The sequence below is a fragment of the Streptomyces malaysiensis subsp. malaysiensis genome (assembly GCF_040653035.1).
Classification (GTDB): domain Bacteria; phylum Actinomycetota; class Actinomycetes; order Streptomycetales; family Streptomycetaceae; genus Streptomyces; species Streptomyces malaysiensis.
This window is the reverse complement of the sequence record NZ_JBEZNG010000024.1, coordinates 33,750-50,253: the sequence shown is the minus strand read 5'-3', so window position 1 is coordinate 50,253 and position 16,504 is coordinate 33,750. Positions and strand designations below refer to the sequence as shown.

Sequence of the window (16,504 nt, the reverse complement as noted above, 5' to 3'; positions counted from 1 at the left end):
CCGTCTCGTCACAGGAGAAACTGTTCGATTACGGTTTCGCCCCCGTAGCCGAGTTGTGAAGCCGCTCACCGACTCTCAGATCGGGCCTTCTCGCTGGTGGCTGGTGGGTTACCAGGGGTAACACCCCTGTCGGATGTGAAAGTTGCGCAAAAGTGTCGGAAGCAACTGCACGGTGAGTTCGCTGCTTCGCGTCCCGTTGAGTGTGTTTCCGCTGTTCGATGGTCAGTACCCATCGCCGCCCAGGGCATCCATTAGCATCGCCGCGGCCACCGAATCGACCGAGGTGTGTCATGGGCCACTATGGGAACGGCCACTAGGGAAACAACTAGTTGTCCGAGCAAACGGGAGGAAGTGCGCGTGGTCAACCAGAAGTTGACATTTGTCGTCGGCACCGGTCGGTGCGGTTCGACGGCTCTGTCTCAGGTCATCAATATTCATCCGGATGTTCTCAGCATCAATGAATTGTTCGCCAGTGTTCCCGAACGGGAGATGCTGGACGAGACTGCGCTGAGCGGTCCGGAGTTCTGGGGATATCTGTCCCGGCCCAATCCGATCACCAATAGCATGATCAAAAATGGTGCCAGTGCACCCGAGTTCCTTTACCACCGGGTGCCAGGGCGGCGGTTCGACGCGGAGACCACCGGTATCCCGGCCATCAGCGTCATGGTGCTGCCCCATCTGACCGACGACCCCGACACGCTCTTCGACGAGCTGGAGTCCGAGGTCACCTCCTGGCCCACCCGCCGTCCGGCAGAGCACTGGACGGCCCTGTTCACCAGCCTCGGCGCGCGGTTCGGCAACCCCGACGCCGTCGTCGAGCGGACCGGTATGTCCATCGGCCGCGTGCCGGAGATGCACCGCGCCTTCCCCGAGGCGCGCTTTGTGCACCTCTACCGCGAGGGCCCCGACTGCGCCGTCTCCATGAGCCGCCACTTCAGCTTCCGGATGATCCCGTTGCTGTGGGAGATGGCCGACCACTGCGGTCTGGAGACCCCGGAGCACCTCACCGCGGAGCATGTGGCGCAGCTGCCGGCCGACCTCGCCGTGCTGCTGAGCGACCGTTACGACCCGGCGCTGGTATGGGACCGACCCATCCCGATCAGCGCGTTCGGCGCCCTGTGGTCCGACACGATCGTCGACGGCCTGGAGAAGCTGGACGCGGTCCCGGCGGAGCAGCGCACCGCGCTGTCCTACGAGAACCTGCTGGAGGAGCCGGAGAAGGAGCTGATCCGGCTCGCCGAGTTCATCGGGGTGGAACCGTGGCGCAGCTGGCTGGACGCGTCCGTCGCCCATCTCGACGGTGGCCGGCCCGGCGCCGCGCGCAAGCTGCCCACGGAGGAGCTCACCTCGCTGCTGGAGTCCTGTAGCCCCGGCACCCGGGCGCTGGCCGTCCACCAGTAGGGGCGCACGTCATCCAGTAGGGCGCACATCATCACCCGGCGACGGCCGCCTGCCGCAGGCCGAGGCCGGTCGCCGGGTGGCGCCCTGCTTTTGGGGGTTCGCCAGGCTTTCCGGGTTCTCCGGGTTCTCCGGGTTCTCCGGGTTCTCCGGGTTCTCCGGGTTCTCCGGGTTCTCCGGGTTCTCCGGGGCTTCCGGGTCTTCCGGGTTCTCCGGGGCTTCTGGGTTCTGCGAGTTCTCCGAGAGAGACCGATACGCCCAGGGCACGCCCTGGCCGGACGTCCATAGCCGGTGCCTATCATCGTGGTGTGCAGTTGCAACAGCTGCGATATTTCGCCACCGTCGCGGAGACCCGGCACTTCACCCGCGCCGCGGAGCTCCTGCATGTCGCCCAGCCCTCGCTGTCCCAGCAGATCCGCGCCCTCGAACGGGAGCTGGGAGCCGATCTCTTCCACCGGGTGCGCGGCAATATCGCCCTCACCGACGCCGGAGAGGCACTGCTGCCGCTGGCCCGCCAGATCATCGCCGACACCGAGACCGCGCACCGCGAGGTCCAGGAGGTCGCCCAGCTGCGGCGCGGCCGGGTGCGGCTGGGGGCCACGCCGAGCCTGTGCGCCAGCTTCGTCCCCGACGTTCTGCGCCGCTTCCACGACGAGTTCCCGGGCATCGAGCTGATCGTGGACGAGGGCGGGTCCCAGGACCTGGTCCGCACGCTCTCCGCGGGCGAACTGGACCTCGCGCTGATCATCACCCCGCTGCCCGGCCAGGCCCCCGCCCTCGCCGCCACCGAGCTGCTGCGGGAGGAGCTGGTGGTGGCCTCATCGCCCGCGTCCCCGCCGCCCAGCAGGCGTCGGCAGATCCGGGTCGAGGATCTCCGGGACCGCCCCATGGTGATGTTCCGGCGCGGCTACGACCTGCGGGAATTCACCACCGCGGCCTGCCGGGCGGCCGGTTTCGAGCCGTCCTTCACAGTCGAGGGCGGCGAGATGGACGCGGTGCTCGGCTTCGTACGGGCCGGGCTCGGCATCGCCGTACTGCCGGGCATGGTGGCGGCCAGGTCCGGGCTGCGGATCACGCCGTTCGCGGGCCACGACATGCAGCGCACCATCGCCGTCGCCCACCGTAAGGACGCCGCGCCGCCCCGGGCCGCGCGTGAGCTGCGCCGGGTGATGCTGGAGCATCTGCGGACGGCGGCCGCGGGGGAGTTCGGCCTGCCGCCGACCACGACGCGACTGCTGCCGTAGCGGTGCGGGGCGGTGTGGGGCGGTGCGGGCGGCGAAGCCGGTGCGAGCCGTAAGGCTGCCGCGAGGCGGCGGACGCGTAAGGCCGTCGCGAGGCGGACGGACGCTGGTAAGGCCGCCTGGAGGGGCGCGGACGCGGTAAGGCTGCCGCGAAGCTGGCGGACGCGGTAAGGCCGTCGCGAGGCGGACGGACGCTGGTAAGGCCGTCGCGAGGCGGACGGACGCTGGTAAGGCCGCCGTGAGGGGGCGGACGCGGTAAGGCCGGGACTGCCGCGAAGGGGGAGCCGTCAGCCCCAGATCGCGTGGGCCAGCCCCACACCCGCGAAGGCGGCGCCCACTCCGACCACCAGACTCAGCACCACATTCGCCACGGCGAAGAGCCGGGCGCCCTCCTCGGCCAGCCGCAGGGTCTCGTACGAGAACGTCGAGTACGTGGTCAGCGCCCCGCACAACCCCGTGCCCAGCAGCAGTTGGAGCCGCTCGGACGCCGCCCCCGCCTGCGCCGCGCCGGTGAGCAGGCCCAGCACCGCACAGCCCACCACATTGACCATGAACGTGCCCCAGGGGAACACCGAGTCGTGCCGGGTCTGGACCGCGCGGTCGGTCACATAGCGCAGCGGGGCGCCGACCACTCCGCCCGCGATCACCAGCAGCCAGTTCACCGGGTCCGGCCCCCGGGGTGCGCGATCTCGACCGGGTCGACCACCACGAGGCCGTCACCCACGATCTCCTCCAGCTGGGGCAGGAAGGACCGCACCCGTTCCTCCGTATCAATGATCACGATGGCCATGGGCAGATCCTCGCCGAGCGACAGCAGCCGCGAGGTGTGGATCAGGGACGTGGAGCCGTACCCCTCGACGCCGCGGAACACGCTCGCGCCCGCGAGCCCCGCGCGATGGGCACGGTGCACGATCTCGGCGGACAGCGGTTTGCGGTGCCAGGTGTCGTTCTCGCCGATGAAGACGGTCAGGCGCAGCGCGGGCTCGAGGTTCATCTGGCCACCCTCCCGCCGGGGCCGTCGCCGTATGCGCCGATGACGCGCCGAGTGGCCGCCACGGCCGCCCATACGGCCGCCATCGCCACCACGAGCGTCCCCATCAGATAGGCGAAGGCGATCGCGATACGGCCCTCCTGGACCAGCCGGGCGAAGTCCACGGCATAGGTCGAGAAGGTGGTGAAGCCGCCGAGCACACCGGTGCCGAAGAAGGGCCGCACCAGCCGGTGGGCCGTCCACATCTCGGTGATCAGCACCAGGAAGACGCCGATGATCGCGCAGCCGACGGCGTTCACCAGCAGGATCGTCCAGGGGAAGGCGCTGGACGGGGTCGACCAGAGCAGCATCGCCCCATAGCGGGCCATCGCTCCGAGCGCGCCGCCCACCGCCACCACGCCCACCACGGGCCCCTGCCCGCGCCACGGGTGGTGCGGGGCGGGCGGGACGGGGTCGGTATCGGGGTCGATGGGCTCCTCCACCACTTCTGACCGTGAGCTGCCCATGGGCTCAGATTACGACGCGACGCCGACACCGGCCGACCGGGCGAGGCGGGCCGGGAAGATCGGAGAGCTACGGGAGCCGGTCAGTGGTCCCGGCGCGCCACGAAGTCGCAGAGCGCGTGCAGCACCTGGGTGGCCGGGCCGTCCGGCAGTCCGTTCAGCGCGGTCCGGGCGCGCAGCAGCCGCGCGTGCAGCACCGTCCGCGCCTCCGCCAGCGCCCCGCAGCGGTGCAGCAGCGCGACGGCCTTCGGCAGCCCGGTGCCCTCGGCGGCGGTGGCGGTGGCAGCGGTCAGCAGGGTGCGCAACTCACCCGCCTCCGGCCGCTCGTCGGCCAGCGCCAGCAGCACCGGGAGGCTGGCGACGCCGATCGCGAGATCCTTGCCCTGCTCCTTGCCGGAGACCTCGGAGGTGGAGGTGACATCGAGGATGTCATCGGATATCTGGAACGCGATTCCGAGGTGCTCCCCGTATTCGGCGAGCGCCTGGACGACGCGGTCCGGGGCGCCCGTACGGACCGCTCCCAGCTGAAGCGCCATGGCGATGAGCGCGGCCGTCTTCCCGGCCACCACGGTGAAGTAGTGGGAGAGCGGATCGTCGTCGTCCGAGGGGCCGACGAGCTCCCGTATCTGGCCCATGATCAGCCGATTGGTGACCTTGGACTGCAATCGGATGGTCTCCGGGCCGAGTTCCGCGGCGAGCTGGGCCGCCTTCGAGAGCAGCCAGTTGCCCGCGAGTACGGCGGTGGTGTTGCCCCAGCGGGCGTTGACACTGGGCACTCCGCGCCGGGTGAGGCCCTGGTCCATGACGTCGTCGTGGAAAAGCGAGGCCACATGGACCAGCTCGGCCAGGGCGGCGGCATCCACGGTGGCATCCACGGCGGCGGGCGCGTCGGTGGCGGACAGACCGGTGGCGGACGGGTCGGTGGCGGCCGTGCCCGTGGCGGAGGCACCGGCGGCCGATGGATCGGCGGCCGCTGGACGGCGCTCGCCGAATTCCGCGCCGACCAGCGCCAGGAGCGGGCGCAGCCGCTTCCCGCCCCGGCCGAAGAGATGTCCGGCGACCTCCGCGACATAAGGGTCCCGGGCCTCGGCGGCGAGCGCGCGCAGCCGCTCCTCCGAGGCGTCCATGCCGCGCTCCAGCCGGGCCATGAGCGTGGGATCGCCGATGGTGAGCTCCATGGCCATGGAGCCCCTGGGCTCGGTTCTGGCGGACGCGACCATGCCGCGGACCGTAGGGGACAGAGCCACCGGAACCCCGGATTCTGTCAGGAAGGTGCCATTTTCCGTATCCAGGCTTCCCCAGGCCCTTGCGGCCTCTCGGTGAACGCCCGCCCCCGGCCGGTACCGTCAAGCCTGTCGACGCCGACCGTGAGCGAGGAGAACAGCGATGAGCAACCCCTTCGAGAACCCCGACGGCCGTTATCTCGTGCTCGTCAACGAGGAGGGGCAGCACTCGCTGTGGCCGGCCTTCGCCGAGGTCCCCGCGGGCTGGACGGTCGCCCACGGCGAGGACGACCGCCAGGCGTGCCTGGACCACATCAACGAGCACTGGACCGATATGCGGCCCAAGAGCCTGATCACCGCGATGGACGGCACCCCGGCCTGACCGCGATACGCCCCCTCGGCCTGACCTATACGCCCCCTGGCCCGACCGCGATACGCGCCCCCGCCCGACCGCGCGACGGCGTCCCGGCCCGAACGCGTGCCTTACGGTCGCCGCGGGCCCCACGGCGTTACGTTGGCGGTGTGACGGACGCGAACGCCGGCCTTCCGGCGACCATGCGGGCATGGGTGGTCCCCACCCCGGGCCGGGTCGAACAGGTGGAGCTGCCGGTGCCGCGACCGGCCGATGACGAGCTGCTGGTCAGGGTCCGGGCCTGCGGGGTGTGCCGCACCGATCTGCATGTCCGGGACGGCGATCTGCCTCCGCACCGCAGCCCGGTCGTCCCCGGTCACGAGGTGGTCGGCGAGGTCGTCGCGGCGGGCTCGCGGGCGCGCCGCCCCGGCGCCGGAGTCCGGATCGGCGTCCCCTGGCTACGGCACACCTGCGGCCGCTGCCGCTACTGCGTCCGGGGCCATGAGAACCTGTGCCCGTTCTCGGAGTACACCGGCTGGGACGCGGACGGCGGCTACGCCGAGTACGTCACCGTACCGGCGGACTACGCCTATGAGCTGCCCACCGGATACTCCGACGAGGAGCTCGCCCCGCTGCTGTGCGCCGGAATCATCGGCTACCGCGCCCTGCGCCGGGCCGACCTTCCGCCGGGCGGCCGGCTCGGCATCTACGGCTTCGGCGGCTCCGCGCACCTCACCGCGCAGGTCGCCATCGCCCAGGGCGCCGTCGTCCATGTCCTGACCCGCTCGCCCGCCGCCCAGGCCCTCGCCCTGGAACTGGGCGCCGCCTCCGCGAACGACGCCTACGACCGCCCGCCCGAGCCCCTCGACGCCGCCATCCTCTTCGCCCCGGTGGGCGATCTGGTGCCGGTCGCCCTGGAGGCGCTGGACGCGGGCGGCACGCTGAGCATCGCCGGTATCTACCTCTCCGCCATCCCGTCCCTCGACTACGAGCGCCACCTCTTCCGCGAACGCACCGTCCGCAGCGTCACCGCCAACACCCGCGAGGACGGGCGCGAATTCCTCACCGCGGCCGCCGAGCACCGCATCGGCGTCACGGTCACCCCGTACCCGTTCGACCGGGCGGACGCCGCGCTGGACGACCTCGCCGCCGACCGCGTCAACGGGGTGGCGGTCCTGACGCTGCCGCGCTGAGCGCTCCGCGGGAAGTGCCCTGACCTGCCGTCGGTCGTCCGCGGCGGCGAGCGTCTTCCGAACCGCGGCCCACTTCCGCCGATCCGCTGAGCGCGACGGCCCCGGTATCCGGCCGACGCGGGCCCGGTATCCGGCCGACGCGGGCCCGGCGCCGGGCGAAGTGGGCGCATCACCTGGCGAAGCGGGCCCTTCGCCGCAGGAAGAAGTGGCCTCGTCGCCTCAGGAATTCGACCAGCCGCGGCGGCACAGCACCAGGCGGTAGCCGTCGGGGTCCTCGATGGTGACGCCCCATTCGTTCCAGTACGGATTGGGGGAGGCGACGCGGGTGCCGCCGTGCTGGGTGAGGCGGGTCACCAGTTCCTCGGGGACGGCCTCATCGAGGTAGATCACCAGGAGGTCCTCCTCGGTCGGCCGGGGCTCCACGGGGTGGGCCGCCTCGTGGACGAGCTCCAGGTGCCAGGAGGCGTCGGGCCAGCCCACCATCAGCAGATCGTGCTCCCCGGGCCGGTCACCGCCCTCGGCCCGGTACACCACGCTCAGCCCCAGCCCCGCACACCAGAAGCGCTCGGCCGCCGCGAGATCGCGCGAGGGGCGGGCGATACGGATGTGGCTCTGACCGTCGGCGGGCATGGGGGCGCCTCCTTCGTCGTGGGGAACGCGGCGACGGCGCCGTGATCGCCGGGCCGCGCCCGAAGCCTAGAGACGGGCCCGCGGCCGGGGCATCGGCCGTTCGCAGGGCCTTCCCACGGCCCTGGGACCTACGACTCCGGCGGCCCTGACCGCCAGGACTCCGGCGGCCTTGGCCGCTACGACTCCGGTGGGCCCGGCCGTGGGCCGAACGGGGTGATGCGGCGGTATCCCGCGCGGGCGTTGACGATGCGGGCGAGCGCGGTGCCCGCGACGGCCGCCGCCAGGAGGCAGGCGAGCCAGAAGGCGTCGCGGTCGACCGCCCAGGAGAGCCGGCCCGCGGGTGGAATGGCGAAGCCGTTGAGGAACAGCCAGCACAGCCCCGCCGTACCGGGCGCGGCGACGAAACGCGCGCACAGCCCCAGCAGGGCGGCCAGCAGCGAGAGCCCGACCAGGGCGAACACGGGGCGGCCGTGGCCGCCGAGGAAGTTCAGGGTCGCCACCAGGACCAGCGCACCGAAGCCGGCCCCGCCCCAGATGACGGGAGTGGCGACTGGATCGGGAACCGGCCTGATACCGGTGCTGAGCCGCCTCCACTCGATCATGGGCACCACCCTCCTCCGGGCACCATCCTCCACGTCGACCGATGACATGCTCCTCGTCGACCACCCCGATGCGGTCGGCATCGTCCCACCGCACCTTCGCACACCTGCCGTCATTACCAATTCTTTGCCATTCGTTAGGGTGTCATGAGAATCAAGCGACGAGAGGGATGATTGTGGGCGCTCCGCGGATGAGCAGTACGCCATTGCCCGGCATCGGGGTTCGGTACGACCTGACAACACGAGAGAACAGGCGGCTCTCGGTCATCGCGCATCGCGACGGCGACCGCACGCTCAGCGCGTACCGGAAGGAGGACCCCGATGAGTGCGCCCTGTCCACCACGCTGACGGCAGGGGAAGCGGAGGCGCTCGTCGGGGTTCTGATGCCGAGCCATCACAGCCCGAACCTGCTGTCCACCACCGAGCTCGGGCTGGTGGCCGAGCGGATCGAGCTGTCGTCCACGTCGTACTGGAACGGGCGGGTGCTGGGCGAGACGCGGATGCGGACGGATACCGGCGCCTCGATCGTGGCCGTGCTGCGCAGAGCGGAGGCGATCCCCTCCCCGACCCCCGACTTCCGGCTGGCCGGTGGGGACGAGCTGATCGTGATCGGCACCCGCGAGGGCGTGGAGACGGCCGCGGCGATACTCGGACGGGCGTGAGCCCATGCATTCATCTGCCGTCTTTCTGATCGAGTTCGGTGCCGTCATCCTGGGCCTGGGGCTGCTGGGGCGGCTGGCCGGACGGTTCCAGTTCTCTCCGATCCCGCTGTATCTGCTGGCCGGACTGGCCTTCGGCGAGGGCGGGCTGCTGCCGCTGGGGGCGAGCGAGGAGTTCGTCGCGACCGGCGCCGAGATCGGCGTCATCCTGCTGCTGCTCATGCTCGGCCTGGAGTACAGCGCCAGCGATCTGGTCAGCAATCTCAAGACCCAGTACCCGGCCGGGCTCGTCGACGCGGTGCTCAACGCACTGCCCGGCGCCATCATGGCTCTGTTGCTGGGGTGGGGGCCGGTGGCCGCCGTGGTGCTGGCCGGTGTGACCTGGATCTCCTCATCCGGTGTCATCGCCAAGGTCCTCGGCGATCTGGGCCGGCTCGGCAACCGCGAAACCCCGGTGATCCTGAGCATCCTCGTCCTCGAGGACCTGGCGATGGCCGTCTATCTGCCGATCGTCACCGCGCTGCTGGCCGGTGCGGGCCTGGCGGCGGGCTCCGTCACCCTGGCCATCGCCCTCGGCGTGGCCGGTCTGGTGCTGTTCCTGGCCGTCCGCTACGGCCGGCTCATCTCCCGCTTCGTCTCCAGCGACGACCCCGAGAAGCTGCTGCTGGTGGTGTTGGGGCTGACGCTGCTGGTGGCGGGGATCGCCCAGCAGCTCCAGGTGTCGGCGGCCGTCGGCGCGTTCCTGGTGGGCATCGCCCTCTCCGGGGAGGTCGCCGAGGGCACCCACATTCTGCTCAGCCCACTGCGGGATCTGTTCGCCGCGGTCTTCTTCGTCTTCTTCGGTCTGCACACGGATCCGGCCAGCATTCCCCCGGTGCTGCTGCCCGCCATGGTGCTGGCCGTCATCACCGCGGGTACGAAGATCACCACCGGGTACTGGGCGGCGCGGCGGGCCGGGATCTCCACCCGGGGCCGTTGGCGGGCCGGTGGCACGCTGGTGGCCCGGGGCGAGTTCTCGATCGTCATCGCGGGACTCGCCGTCACCGCCGGTATCGAACCGTCGCTCGGCCCGCTGGCCACGGCGTACGTCCTGATCCTGGTCGTCCTCGGGCCGCTCACCGCCCGCTGGACCGAGCCCATCGCCCGGCAGGTCACGGACCGGCTCGCGGCGCGCCGCCGGCCCGCGCCGACGGGGGCGGTCGAGGGCGATGGCGTGGCGCGGGAGACGGTGGACGACTCCGACGCGGTGGGGCGTCGCTCCTAGCCGTCGCTCACCGGTGTGCGCACCGGGAAGGCTTCGCCGGTGTGCGCACCGGGGGCCGTCCTGGCGTGCGCACCGGGGGCCGCCCTGGGGCGCGTGCCGGGGGCCGCGGGAGGGTCTCGCCGCGGGGAGGGGAGGGCCCGTGGCCCTCAGCGCCTCACCCCTGGTGCTCCTCCTCGGGGCCCGCGCCCTCCGCGTCCCGTAAGCCCTCTAAGTGCTGTAAGCGCTGTAAGTTCCCTAACTTCCCTAAGTTTCCTAACTTCCCCAACTTCCCTGAGTTTCCTAACGCGTCGCCGAGTCCAGCCGCGACCACGCCGCCCACGGCCCCGGCCGCCGTAGCGCCCGCGACGCCCGCGGCCACCGCCCCGGTGCGGGCGGTGGGGGCGGTGCGGGCGCCGCGGGCCTGGATGAGCGCCCGGATCCAGGAGTCGACCTCACCGGTCCAGTCGCGGTGTTCAAGGCCCTCATGGCTCACCGTGTGGCGGCCCGGGGCGCCGGGCCCACCGGGAAGGTGCTTGTGAGGGGTGGAGGGCCCGGGGGAGAGTCTGCCGCGCTTGTCGGCCTCCAGAACGACCTCCATGCCGTCGGGGCCGGTCAGCAGGGTCAGCGCGATCTCGTTCACATCGTGGATGTACCGCGGGGCGGGGGTGAGCTCGAACTCCTGGTGGAAGGGGAGCTTCTGCCCGCTGCCCGCGATACGGCCGAGCCGCAGATCGGCGGCGATGAGTCCGAAGCCGAGCCGCCCCAGCGCCCCCAGCACGGCTTCCTGGACCGGCAGCGGGCGCACGATCAGCTGCTCCGGATCGCCGTGGTCCTTCGCGCCCCGCGCCGCGAGCTCGGCCCGGACGCCCAGGTCGGCGCCCAGCGGCTGGCCGGACAGCTCGGTGAGCGGGGTTTCCCACGGTATGTGAATGGTGAACGGGACATCTCTGTGCTCTCTCGCGTCGAGCCGGAACCCCCCGCTGAGCCGGAGGCGGTCGAAGACCACACCGCCCTCGTGCTCCTCGATCACACCGCCCTCGTGCTCCTCGCCGCCGGGCCCGGTCTCGACCCTGGCGACCAGCTCCAGTGCGAGGTGCTCGATATCGCAGCCGCTGCCTCCGCCCCGCAGCCGCACCTGCCCCCGCACCACGCCACCGGGGCGCACCGGCCCCCGGTCGAGGACCGTGTCCACGACGGGCCCACCGACCCCGAGCGAGCCGAGCACTCGTTTGAACACCATCGCGGCGTTCACTCCTTCGCTGTCACTGTGTTCGTTCTCTGTTCCGTGGGGGGCATGCGTGGAACGAATGGAGTGGTAAAGGGATTCCCATGTACGCCTTCTGGAATGGCAAAGACGGCCGGGGTGACGCGACCTCCGCCGTCGGCGCCCCCGATGGCCCAGCTCAGAGGCTCGCCCGCGCGCGGAGAGCCGGCTGCATGGGCCTCCGGCCCTGGGCAACTCGGGGTGAATCCCTAGGCCCGCTATGGCGATGTGAAGGGAGCATGATGACTCGTGTGCGACGGATGAGATCGGCGCTGCTCGGTGCCGTGGCGGTCGTCGTGAGTGCGGGGATCCGGCGATGGCGGCGCAGACCGTCGCGGATGGCTCGGGGGACCGAGGTCCGGCCCCGGGGTCGCCACGGCGGCTCATGACCGACGGCTCGCGGTTGGCGGCTCACGGCCGAAGGCTCATGACCGGCTCATGGCCGACGGTCGGCCGGGTCCGCTCGCTCCGGGCCCGTTGACCGGCCCGGGACCTCTACGGCGAGTCGGGCCCGAATCGCCGTCCCGCTTCGGGTAATGGTGGGCAAATCGACACAAAGGATTCGTCGGCCGGTGCCGCCGGCCGCCCACCCATGCATACGGCCGAGGAGCGGACACGGACATGGCGATGACAACCAAGCCCGAATATCAAGCTCCCGCCGAAACCACCAAACTCGGCAGCATCCTCGTCGACTGGCTCACCACCACCGACCATAAGAAAATCGGACACCTGTACCTGGTGACCGCGTTCGGTTTCTTTCTGATCGCCGGCCTGCTGGCCATGGTGATGCGGGCCGAACTCGCCCGGCCCGGACTGCAAATCGTCAGCCCGGAGCAGTACAACCAGGCTTTCACCCTGCATGGCACGCTGATGCTGCTGCTCTTCGCCACACCGGTCTTCGCCGGATTCGCCAACGAGATCATGCCGCTGCAAATCGGCGCCCCGGATGTCGCCTTCCCCCGGCTGAACATGTTCGCGTACTGGCTCTTCGCCTTCGGGGGGCTGATCGTGATCGGCAGTCTGCTCACCCCCGACGGCGCGGCCGACTTCGGCTGGACCGCCTATACGCCGCTCAGCAGTAAAGTGCGCACACCGGGCGTGGGCGGCGACATGTGGGCGATGGGCCTCGCCTTTTCCGGCTTCGGGACGATCCTGGGCGCGGTCAACTTCGTCACCACCATCGTCTGCATGCGCGCCCCGGGGATGACGATGTTCCGGCTTCCCATCTTCACCTGGAACATCCTCTTCACCTCGATCCTCGTGCTGCTGGCCTTCCCCGTGCTGGCGGCCGCCCTGCTGGTGCTGGAGGCAGACCGCAAATTCGGTGCGGTCGTCTTCGAAGCGGCCAACGGCGGGGCGGTGCTGTGGCAGCACCTCTTCTGGTTCTTCGGCCACCCCGAGGTCTACATCATCGCCCTGCCGTTCTTCGGCATCATCACCGAAATCATTCCGGTGTTCTCCCGCAAGGTAGTCTTCGGCTATGTGGGACTGGTGGGAGCCACCATCGGTATCACCGGCCTCTCCATCACGGTGTGGGCCCACCATATGTTCGCCACCGGAGCGGTGCTCCTGCCATTCTTCTCCTTTATGTCGTTCCTCATCGCGGTGCCGACCGGGGTGAAGTTCTTCAACTGGATTGGCACCATGTGGCGTGGCTCGCTCTCCTTCGAGACGCCGATGCTGTGGTCCATCGGTTTTCTCGTCACCTTCCTCTTCGGCGGGCTGACCGGGGTGATCCTCGCCTCGCCCCCGCTGGATTTCGAGGTCCACGACAGCTATTTCATCGTCGCCCACTTCCACTATGTGGTCTTCGGTACGGTGGTCTTCGCGATGTTCGCCGGGTTCTATTACTGGTGGCCCAAGTTCACCGGCAGGATGCTCGATGAACGCCTCGGCAAGATCCATTTCTGGACCCTGTTTGTCGGCTTCCATACGACCTTTCTGGTGCACCACTGGCTGGGCGTCATCGGTATGCCGCGCCGCTATGCCGACTATCTGGCCGCCGACGGCTTCACCACGCTGAACACGGTCTCCACCATCGGCTCCTTCCTTCTGGGCCTGTCCACCCTGCCGTTCCTCTACAACGTGTGGAGAACCGGGAAGTACGGGAAGCAGGTCGGGGTCGACGACCCGTGGGGATGGGGCCGCTCCCTGGAGTGGGCCACCGCCTGCCCTCCGCCCCGGCATAACTTCCTCACCCTGCCGAAGATCCGCTCCGAATCCCCCGCCTTCGACCTCCACCACCCTGAGATCGTCCCCCAGGAGGTGCCCGCCGCCGCAGGCCGGCCGGCCCTCGGCCCCGGGGCGGGCGAGGGCAGCCGGGACCGCGAGGACTGATCCCGACGCGGGCCGCGCGGGCCCGTCACAGAGGGCGCGGAGCCGGGGGCGTGTCCTCAGGCCGAGCCCTTCGGCGCAAGCGCGACGACATCGCCGCCGAAAGCGCCGAGCCGAGCTGATCCGACCCGACCCGACCCGACCCGAACCGAGCCGACCCGACCCGCCGCCGATGACCAGTTGGCGCATCTCACGGACATGCGAGACGAACTCGGTCGCCGAAGCGGGCTACACCTGGGCGAGGATGCCTCCGTCGACGCGGAACTGGGATCCGGTGAGCCAGCGCGCCCGCTCCGACACCAGGAACGCGACCAACTCGGCGGCGTCCTCAGGGGTTCCGGGGCGGTTCATCGGCACGTTCAGCCGCGCCGCGAGGTCGCGCTGCGCCTCCTCCAGCGAAACTCCCTGGCTGTCGGCGATCTTCTGATGGTGCGCGATCGCCCCCGGAGTGGCGATGAAGCCCGGCAGGACGCACACCACCCGTACCCCGGCCGGGCCGACCTCGGCCGCGAGCGAGCGGCTATAGCTGTTCAGCGCGGCCTTGGCCGCCGCGTAGGCGGCCTGGCCCGGCTGTGGCAGATGGCTCGCGATGGACGAGACATGCACCACGACCCCCGAGCCGCGCTCCACCATGCCCGGGACCAGCTCCTGGTCCAGCCGGATCGCGGACAGCACATTGCTCTCGAGGTCCGAGCGCCAGGTCTCCAGCGGCCGGGTCAGCGTGTCCGCCGGGGCGCTGCCGGCCCCGGCGTTGTCGATGAGGATGTCCACCCCGCCGGCGGCGTCGCGCACCCGCTCCGCCAGCTGTCGTGCTCCGTCGGGGTCCGCGAGGTCCGCGGTGAAGAACCGCGCCGGCAGCGAGCCCTCGGGCGGCGCCGATCTGGCTGCCGCGAACACGGTCGCGCCCGCCGCGGCGAGTCGCCGCACGATCGCCGCGCCGAGTCCGCGGCTCCCGCCCGTGACCAGCGCGCGCCGCCCCGCGAGCCCTTCGTCGGGAATCGGCGGGGACCCGGCGATCCCGCTCCCACCGGCGGGTACGTTGCTCTCAGTGCCGTTCATGCGATCAGAATACCTGACTTACCAGTAAGGCAGTTTAGATGCCGGAGCAAGCCGACAGAAGGCGTACCGACACGCGTCAACGCGTGCGGGCCATCGCGCTGGAACTCTTCACCGAGCAGGGCTACGAGCTGACCTCGTTGGCCCAGGTCGCCAAGCAGGCGGGCGTCACCAGACAGGCCGTCCTGCACCACTTCGCGAACAAGGAGGAACTGCTCACCAGCTCCTACGAGGAACTGCTCCCGGCACTCGACGCCGTCATCGAGTCCGCACGCGCCCACCCGCCTTCCGCCGCGACCCGCATGCGAGCAGTCGAGCGGTTCGACGCCCTGGTCCGAGGCGAGCACGGCGCCTCACTGGTGTGCGCCCAGCTCAACGAGTACGCCCTGCGGGGCCTGACCGCCGCGCGCACCCTCCAGCAGCGGCTCAACGACCTGACCCGCGCACTGGCCTGCGGCGAAGGGCCCGAGGGCGCGATGCGCGGACGGCTGGCCCTGGCCGCTGTGATCATGGCCGCGGCACGCGGACGCGAACTGGGCGGCCGACAGTCGGAACGCCACAAAGCGGCGCTCGCGGTGGCCCGCTCACTGATCGGATCCGAGCATGGGGCCGACGGCGCCTGACCGGTCGGCGCAAGAGGCGGCGGCGCCTCGTCGAACGGGATGCGGTTTATCCGCACTCCGAGGCTGATCCGCCAGTCGGATCCGGAGCTGTATCACCTCACCTTGTTGCATACCGGCAGTGTGGCGATCGAGCAGTCCGGCCTGGCGAACGTCCATGGCCCGGGAGGCATGTACTTCATCGACTGCTCCCGGCCCTTCGCATGCCGGATGGGCGGGCGGTTCACCGGGATCGGCCTGGAGATCCCCAAAGCCCTGATCCCACTGCCCGTAGCGGACTTGGTCACCTGTTCGCTGACAGAACATCAGGGAATCGGCAGGCTCCTGGTCGGATTTCTCACCCAGTTGAGTGCATGTGAAGCCTCCTATCGAGCCCAGGACATGACACGGCTGGAAACCGGCCTGCGCCTGGAAGGCGCCCGAGGCGATCTGGCCGACCCCGCCCAACGCGCCGCCTCCATCGGCTATATCGCGGCCCGCTGGGGCTTCACCCACCATGCCTCTTTCACCCGTGCCTTCCATGGCCGCTACCACATGACGCCGACCGACTACCGGCATATTTCCCTCGACACCGAAGACGGTCCATAACGGTCGCCGAGGATCAGCGGGTCGCCGAGGACCCGGCGGGTTCCGGCGCCGCCCGCGACGTCGGCGCCACCGAGGGCCGGCTCCGGCGTGTCGCGATCGGTGGAATCGGCCCTGAACAGCGAGAAAGACCCCCTTCGCTACGTGCGTAGAGAAGAGGGTCCGGTGCGCCCCCGGCAGGACTCGAACCTGCGGCCAAGCGCTTAGAAGGCGCCTGCTCTATCCACTGAGCTACGGGGGCCGGTGGTCATGGAGCTGCTGAGCCCCCGGGACCTGCGGGGCCGACGGGGCGGCCGTGGTGCGGGTGGCCGGGCTCGACGGACCGTGACCTTGCCGGGACAAGGATAGGGCTCCTTGCGCCTCGCCCCGGTTGCTTCACCTCCGTGGCACGTTGTGGAGGTTCGGTGAAGCGGTCTGATAATCGCAGGCAGGTCCGAATCTCGCATCGTTTTTCACGCCTCAGGGAGCGGGTGTTGTGTACTCGTTATGCCCGAGCCGCTGTCGTCACGTCCGCCTCGTGCTCCTTTTAGGGTGATCCGGGTGGGTCTCTTTGACGCGCACGAGTGAGCATACGCTTCAAAAAGACACCAAAAGCGTGCATTCTTCACCACGT

Annotated in this window: 17 protein-coding genes and 1 tRNA gene; 9 read left to right on the top strand and 9 right to left on the bottom strand. The window is 70.3% G+C overall.

Translation table 11 applies throughout. The features are described 5' to 3' along the window. Window positions 1-300: 300 nt before the first annotated feature. Window positions 301-1,401, top strand: a complete 1,101-nt coding sequence (locus AB0E24_RS35595; protein WP_167459913.1) for a sulfotransferase — start codon at window positions 301-303, stop codon at window positions 1,399-1,401. A gap of 305 nt (window positions 1,402-1,706) precedes the next feature. Next, window positions 1,707-2,642, top strand: coding sequence for a LysR family transcriptional regulator (locus AB0E24_RS35590; protein ID WP_069865706.1), 936 nt, complete (start codon window positions 1,707-1,709; stop codon window positions 2,640-2,642). A 284-nt stretch (window positions 2,643-2,926) separates the two neighbouring features. Here the strand turns inward: AB0E24_RS35590 and crcB (AB0E24_RS35585) are convergent, their stop codons facing one another. The 4 genes from crcB (AB0E24_RS35585) to AB0E24_RS35570 all read right to left on the bottom strand — a co-directional run bounded on the left by crcB (AB0E24_RS35585) (window position 2,927) and on the right by AB0E24_RS35570 (window position 5,353). Continuing rightward, window positions 2,927-3,301 carry a fluoride efflux transporter CrcB gene (gene crcB / locus AB0E24_RS35585; protein ID WP_167501702.1) on the bottom strand — a complete coding sequence of 125 codons (375 nt, stop codon included), beginning with the start codon at window positions 3,299-3,301 and terminating at the stop codon, window positions 2,927-2,929. Then, entirely contained in the window at window positions 3,298-3,633 is a 336-nt protein-coding gene (locus AB0E24_RS35580; RefSeq protein WP_069865710.1) for a putative PII-like signaling protein, read from the bottom strand. Before AB0E24_RS35580 ends, crcB (AB0E24_RS35585) begins: the two co-directional genes overlap by 4 nt. Next, window positions 3,630-4,136, bottom strand: coding sequence for a fluoride efflux transporter CrcB (crcB, locus tag AB0E24_RS35575; RefSeq protein ID WP_359383408.1), 507 nt, complete (start codon window positions 4,134-4,136; stop codon window positions 3,630-3,632). Before crcB (AB0E24_RS35575) ends, AB0E24_RS35580 begins: the two co-directional genes overlap by 4 nt. 80 nt (window positions 4,137-4,216) lie before the next feature. Then, window positions 4,217-5,353, bottom strand: coding sequence for a polyprenyl synthetase family protein (locus AB0E24_RS35570; protein ID WP_359383405.1), 1,137 nt, complete (start codon window positions 5,351-5,353; stop codon window positions 4,217-4,219). A 166-nt stretch (window positions 5,354-5,519) separates the two neighbouring features. Here AB0E24_RS35570 and AB0E24_RS35565 point away from each other — a divergent pair, with 166 nt between their 5' ends. Next, window positions 5,520-5,738, top strand: coding sequence for an MbtH family protein (locus tag AB0E24_RS35565; RefSeq protein ID WP_079257672.1), 219 nt, complete (start codon window positions 5,520-5,522; stop codon window positions 5,736-5,738). Window positions 5,739-5,911: 173 nt separating this feature from the next. Next, window positions 5,912-6,901, top strand: a complete 990-nt coding sequence (locus AB0E24_RS35560) for a zinc-binding alcohol dehydrogenase family protein (RefSeq protein ID WP_079260472.1) — start codon at window positions 5,912-5,914, stop codon at window positions 6,899-6,901. 219 nt (window positions 6,902-7,120) lie between these two features. Here the strand turns inward: AB0E24_RS35560 and AB0E24_RS35555 are convergent, their stop codons facing one another. Together AB0E24_RS35555 and AB0E24_RS35550 are read right to left on the bottom strand one after the other, a co-directional pair. Beyond that, window positions 7,121-7,531, bottom strand: a complete 411-nt coding sequence (locus AB0E24_RS35555) for a VOC family protein (protein WP_102934682.1) — start codon at window positions 7,529-7,531, stop codon at window positions 7,121-7,123. 176 nt (window positions 7,532-7,707) lie between these two features. Beyond that, window positions 7,708-8,133, bottom strand: a complete 426-nt coding sequence (locus AB0E24_RS35550; protein WP_069865721.1) for a hypothetical protein — start codon at window positions 8,131-8,133, stop codon at window positions 7,708-7,710. Between the two features lie 188 nt (window positions 8,134-8,321). Here AB0E24_RS35550 and AB0E24_RS35545 point away from each other — a divergent pair, with 188 nt between their 5' ends. Together AB0E24_RS35545 and AB0E24_RS35540 are read left to right on the top strand one after the other, a co-directional pair. After that, window positions 8,322-8,792, top strand: a complete 471-nt coding sequence (locus tag AB0E24_RS35545; RefSeq protein ID WP_351379610.1) for a cation:proton antiporter regulatory subunit — start codon at window positions 8,322-8,324, stop codon at window positions 8,790-8,792. A 4-nt stretch (window positions 8,793-8,796) separates the two neighbouring features. After that, on the top strand, window positions 8,797-10,053 hold the full coding sequence (locus tag AB0E24_RS35540) for a cation:proton antiporter (protein WP_102934681.1): 1,257 nt from the start codon (window positions 8,797-8,799) through the stop codon (window positions 10,051-10,053). A gap of 154 nt (window positions 10,054-10,207) precedes the next feature. Here AB0E24_RS35540 and AB0E24_RS35535 read toward each other — a convergent pair whose 3' ends face one another. Beyond that, window positions 10,208-11,272 carry a sporulation protein gene (locus AB0E24_RS35535; RefSeq protein WP_359383399.1) on the bottom strand — a complete coding sequence of 355 codons (1,065 nt, stop codon included), beginning with the start codon at window positions 11,270-11,272 and terminating at the stop codon, window positions 10,208-10,210. Window positions 11,273-11,917: 645 nt separating this feature from the next. On the opposite strand from AB0E24_RS35535, the gene ctaD reads away from it, so the two are divergent. Then, the gene (gene ctaD, locus AB0E24_RS35530; RefSeq protein ID WP_069865729.1) at window positions 11,918-13,633 is read left to right on the top strand and encodes an aa3-type cytochrome oxidase subunit I; all 1,716 of its coding nucleotides are present in this window, start codon (window positions 11,918-11,920) and stop codon (window positions 13,631-13,633) included. Between the two features lie 225 nt (window positions 13,634-13,858). Here the strand turns inward: ctaD and AB0E24_RS35525 are convergent, their stop codons facing one another. Continuing rightward, window positions 13,859-14,689 carry an oxidoreductase gene (locus AB0E24_RS35525; protein ID WP_174882095.1) on the bottom strand — a complete coding sequence of 277 codons (831 nt, stop codon included), beginning with the start codon at window positions 14,687-14,689 and terminating at the stop codon, window positions 13,859-13,861. 38 nt (window positions 14,690-14,727) lie between these two features. Between AB0E24_RS35525 and AB0E24_RS35520 the strand changes: the two genes are divergently transcribed. Both AB0E24_RS35520 and AB0E24_RS35515 read left to right on the top strand, forming a co-directional pair. Beyond that, complete coding sequence (locus AB0E24_RS35520; protein ID WP_359383394.1) at window positions 14,728-15,309, top strand: TetR/AcrR family transcriptional regulator; 582 nt, start codon at window positions 14,728-14,730, stop codon at window positions 15,307-15,309. Window positions 15,310-15,348: 39 nt separating this feature from the next. Continuing rightward, a complete protein-coding gene (locus tag AB0E24_RS35515; RefSeq protein WP_359383391.1) occupies window positions 15,349-15,894 on the top strand; it encodes an AraC-like ligand-binding domain-containing protein in 546 nt (181 codons plus the stop codon). Between the two features lie 165 nt (window positions 15,895-16,059). Here the strand turns inward: AB0E24_RS35515 and AB0E24_RS35510 are convergent. Then, window positions 16,060-16,132 (bottom strand) — tRNA-Arg (locus AB0E24_RS35510). Between the last annotated feature and the right edge of the window lie 372 nt (window positions 16,133-16,504).

Coding starts and splice junctions, on each gene's coding strand:
- AB0E24_RS35515 (WP_359383391.1), top strand. CDS start 15,349: ATGCGGTTTATCCGCACTCCGAGGCTGATCCGCCAGTCGGATCCGGAG.
- crcB (WP_359383408.1), bottom strand. CDS start 4,136: ATGGGCAGCTCACGGTCAGAAGTGGTGGAGGAGCCCATCGACCCCGAT.
- AB0E24_RS35545 (WP_351379610.1), top strand. CDS start 8,322: ATGAGCAGTACGCCATTGCCCGGCATCGGGGTTCGGTACGACCTGACA.
- AB0E24_RS35525 (WP_174882095.1), bottom strand. CDS start 14,689: ATGAACGGCACTGAGAGCAACGTACCCGCCGGTGGGAGCGGGATCGCC.
- AB0E24_RS35550 (WP_069865721.1), bottom strand. CDS start 8,133: ATGATCGAGTGGAGGCGGCTCAGCACCGGTATCAGGCCGGTTCCCGAT.
- AB0E24_RS35520 (WP_359383394.1), top strand. CDS start 14,728: ATGCCGGAGCAAGCCGACAGAAGGCGTACCGACACGCGTCAACGCGTG.
- AB0E24_RS35570 (WP_359383405.1), bottom strand. CDS start 5,353: ATGGTCGCGTCCGCCAGAACCGAGCCCAGGGGCTCCATGGCCATGGAG.
- AB0E24_RS35560 (WP_079260472.1), top strand. CDS start 5,912: ATGCGGGCATGGGTGGTCCCCACCCCGGGCCGGGTCGAACAGGTGGAG.
- AB0E24_RS35540 (WP_102934681.1), top strand. CDS start 8,797: ATGCATTCATCTGCCGTCTTTCTGATCGAGTTCGGTGCCGTCATCCTG.
- AB0E24_RS35580 (WP_069865710.1), bottom strand. CDS start 3,633: ATGAACCTCGAGCCCGCGCTGCGCCTGACCGTCTTCATCGGCGAGAAC.
- AB0E24_RS35535 (WP_359383399.1), bottom strand. CDS start 11,272: ATGGTGTTCAAACGAGTGCTCGGCTCGCTCGGGGTCGGTGGGCCCGTC.
- AB0E24_RS35565 (WP_079257672.1), top strand. CDS start 5,520: ATGAGCAACCCCTTCGAGAACCCCGACGGCCGTTATCTCGTGCTCGTC.
- AB0E24_RS35595 (WP_167459913.1), top strand. CDS start 301: ATGGGAACGGCCACTAGGGAAACAACTAGTTGTCCGAGCAAACGGGAG.
- ctaD (WP_069865729.1), top strand. CDS start 11,918: ATGGCGATGACAACCAAGCCCGAATATCAAGCTCCCGCCGAAACCACC.
- AB0E24_RS35555 (WP_102934682.1), bottom strand. CDS start 7,531: ATGCCCGCCGACGGTCAGAGCCACATCCGTATCGCCCGCCCCTCGCGC.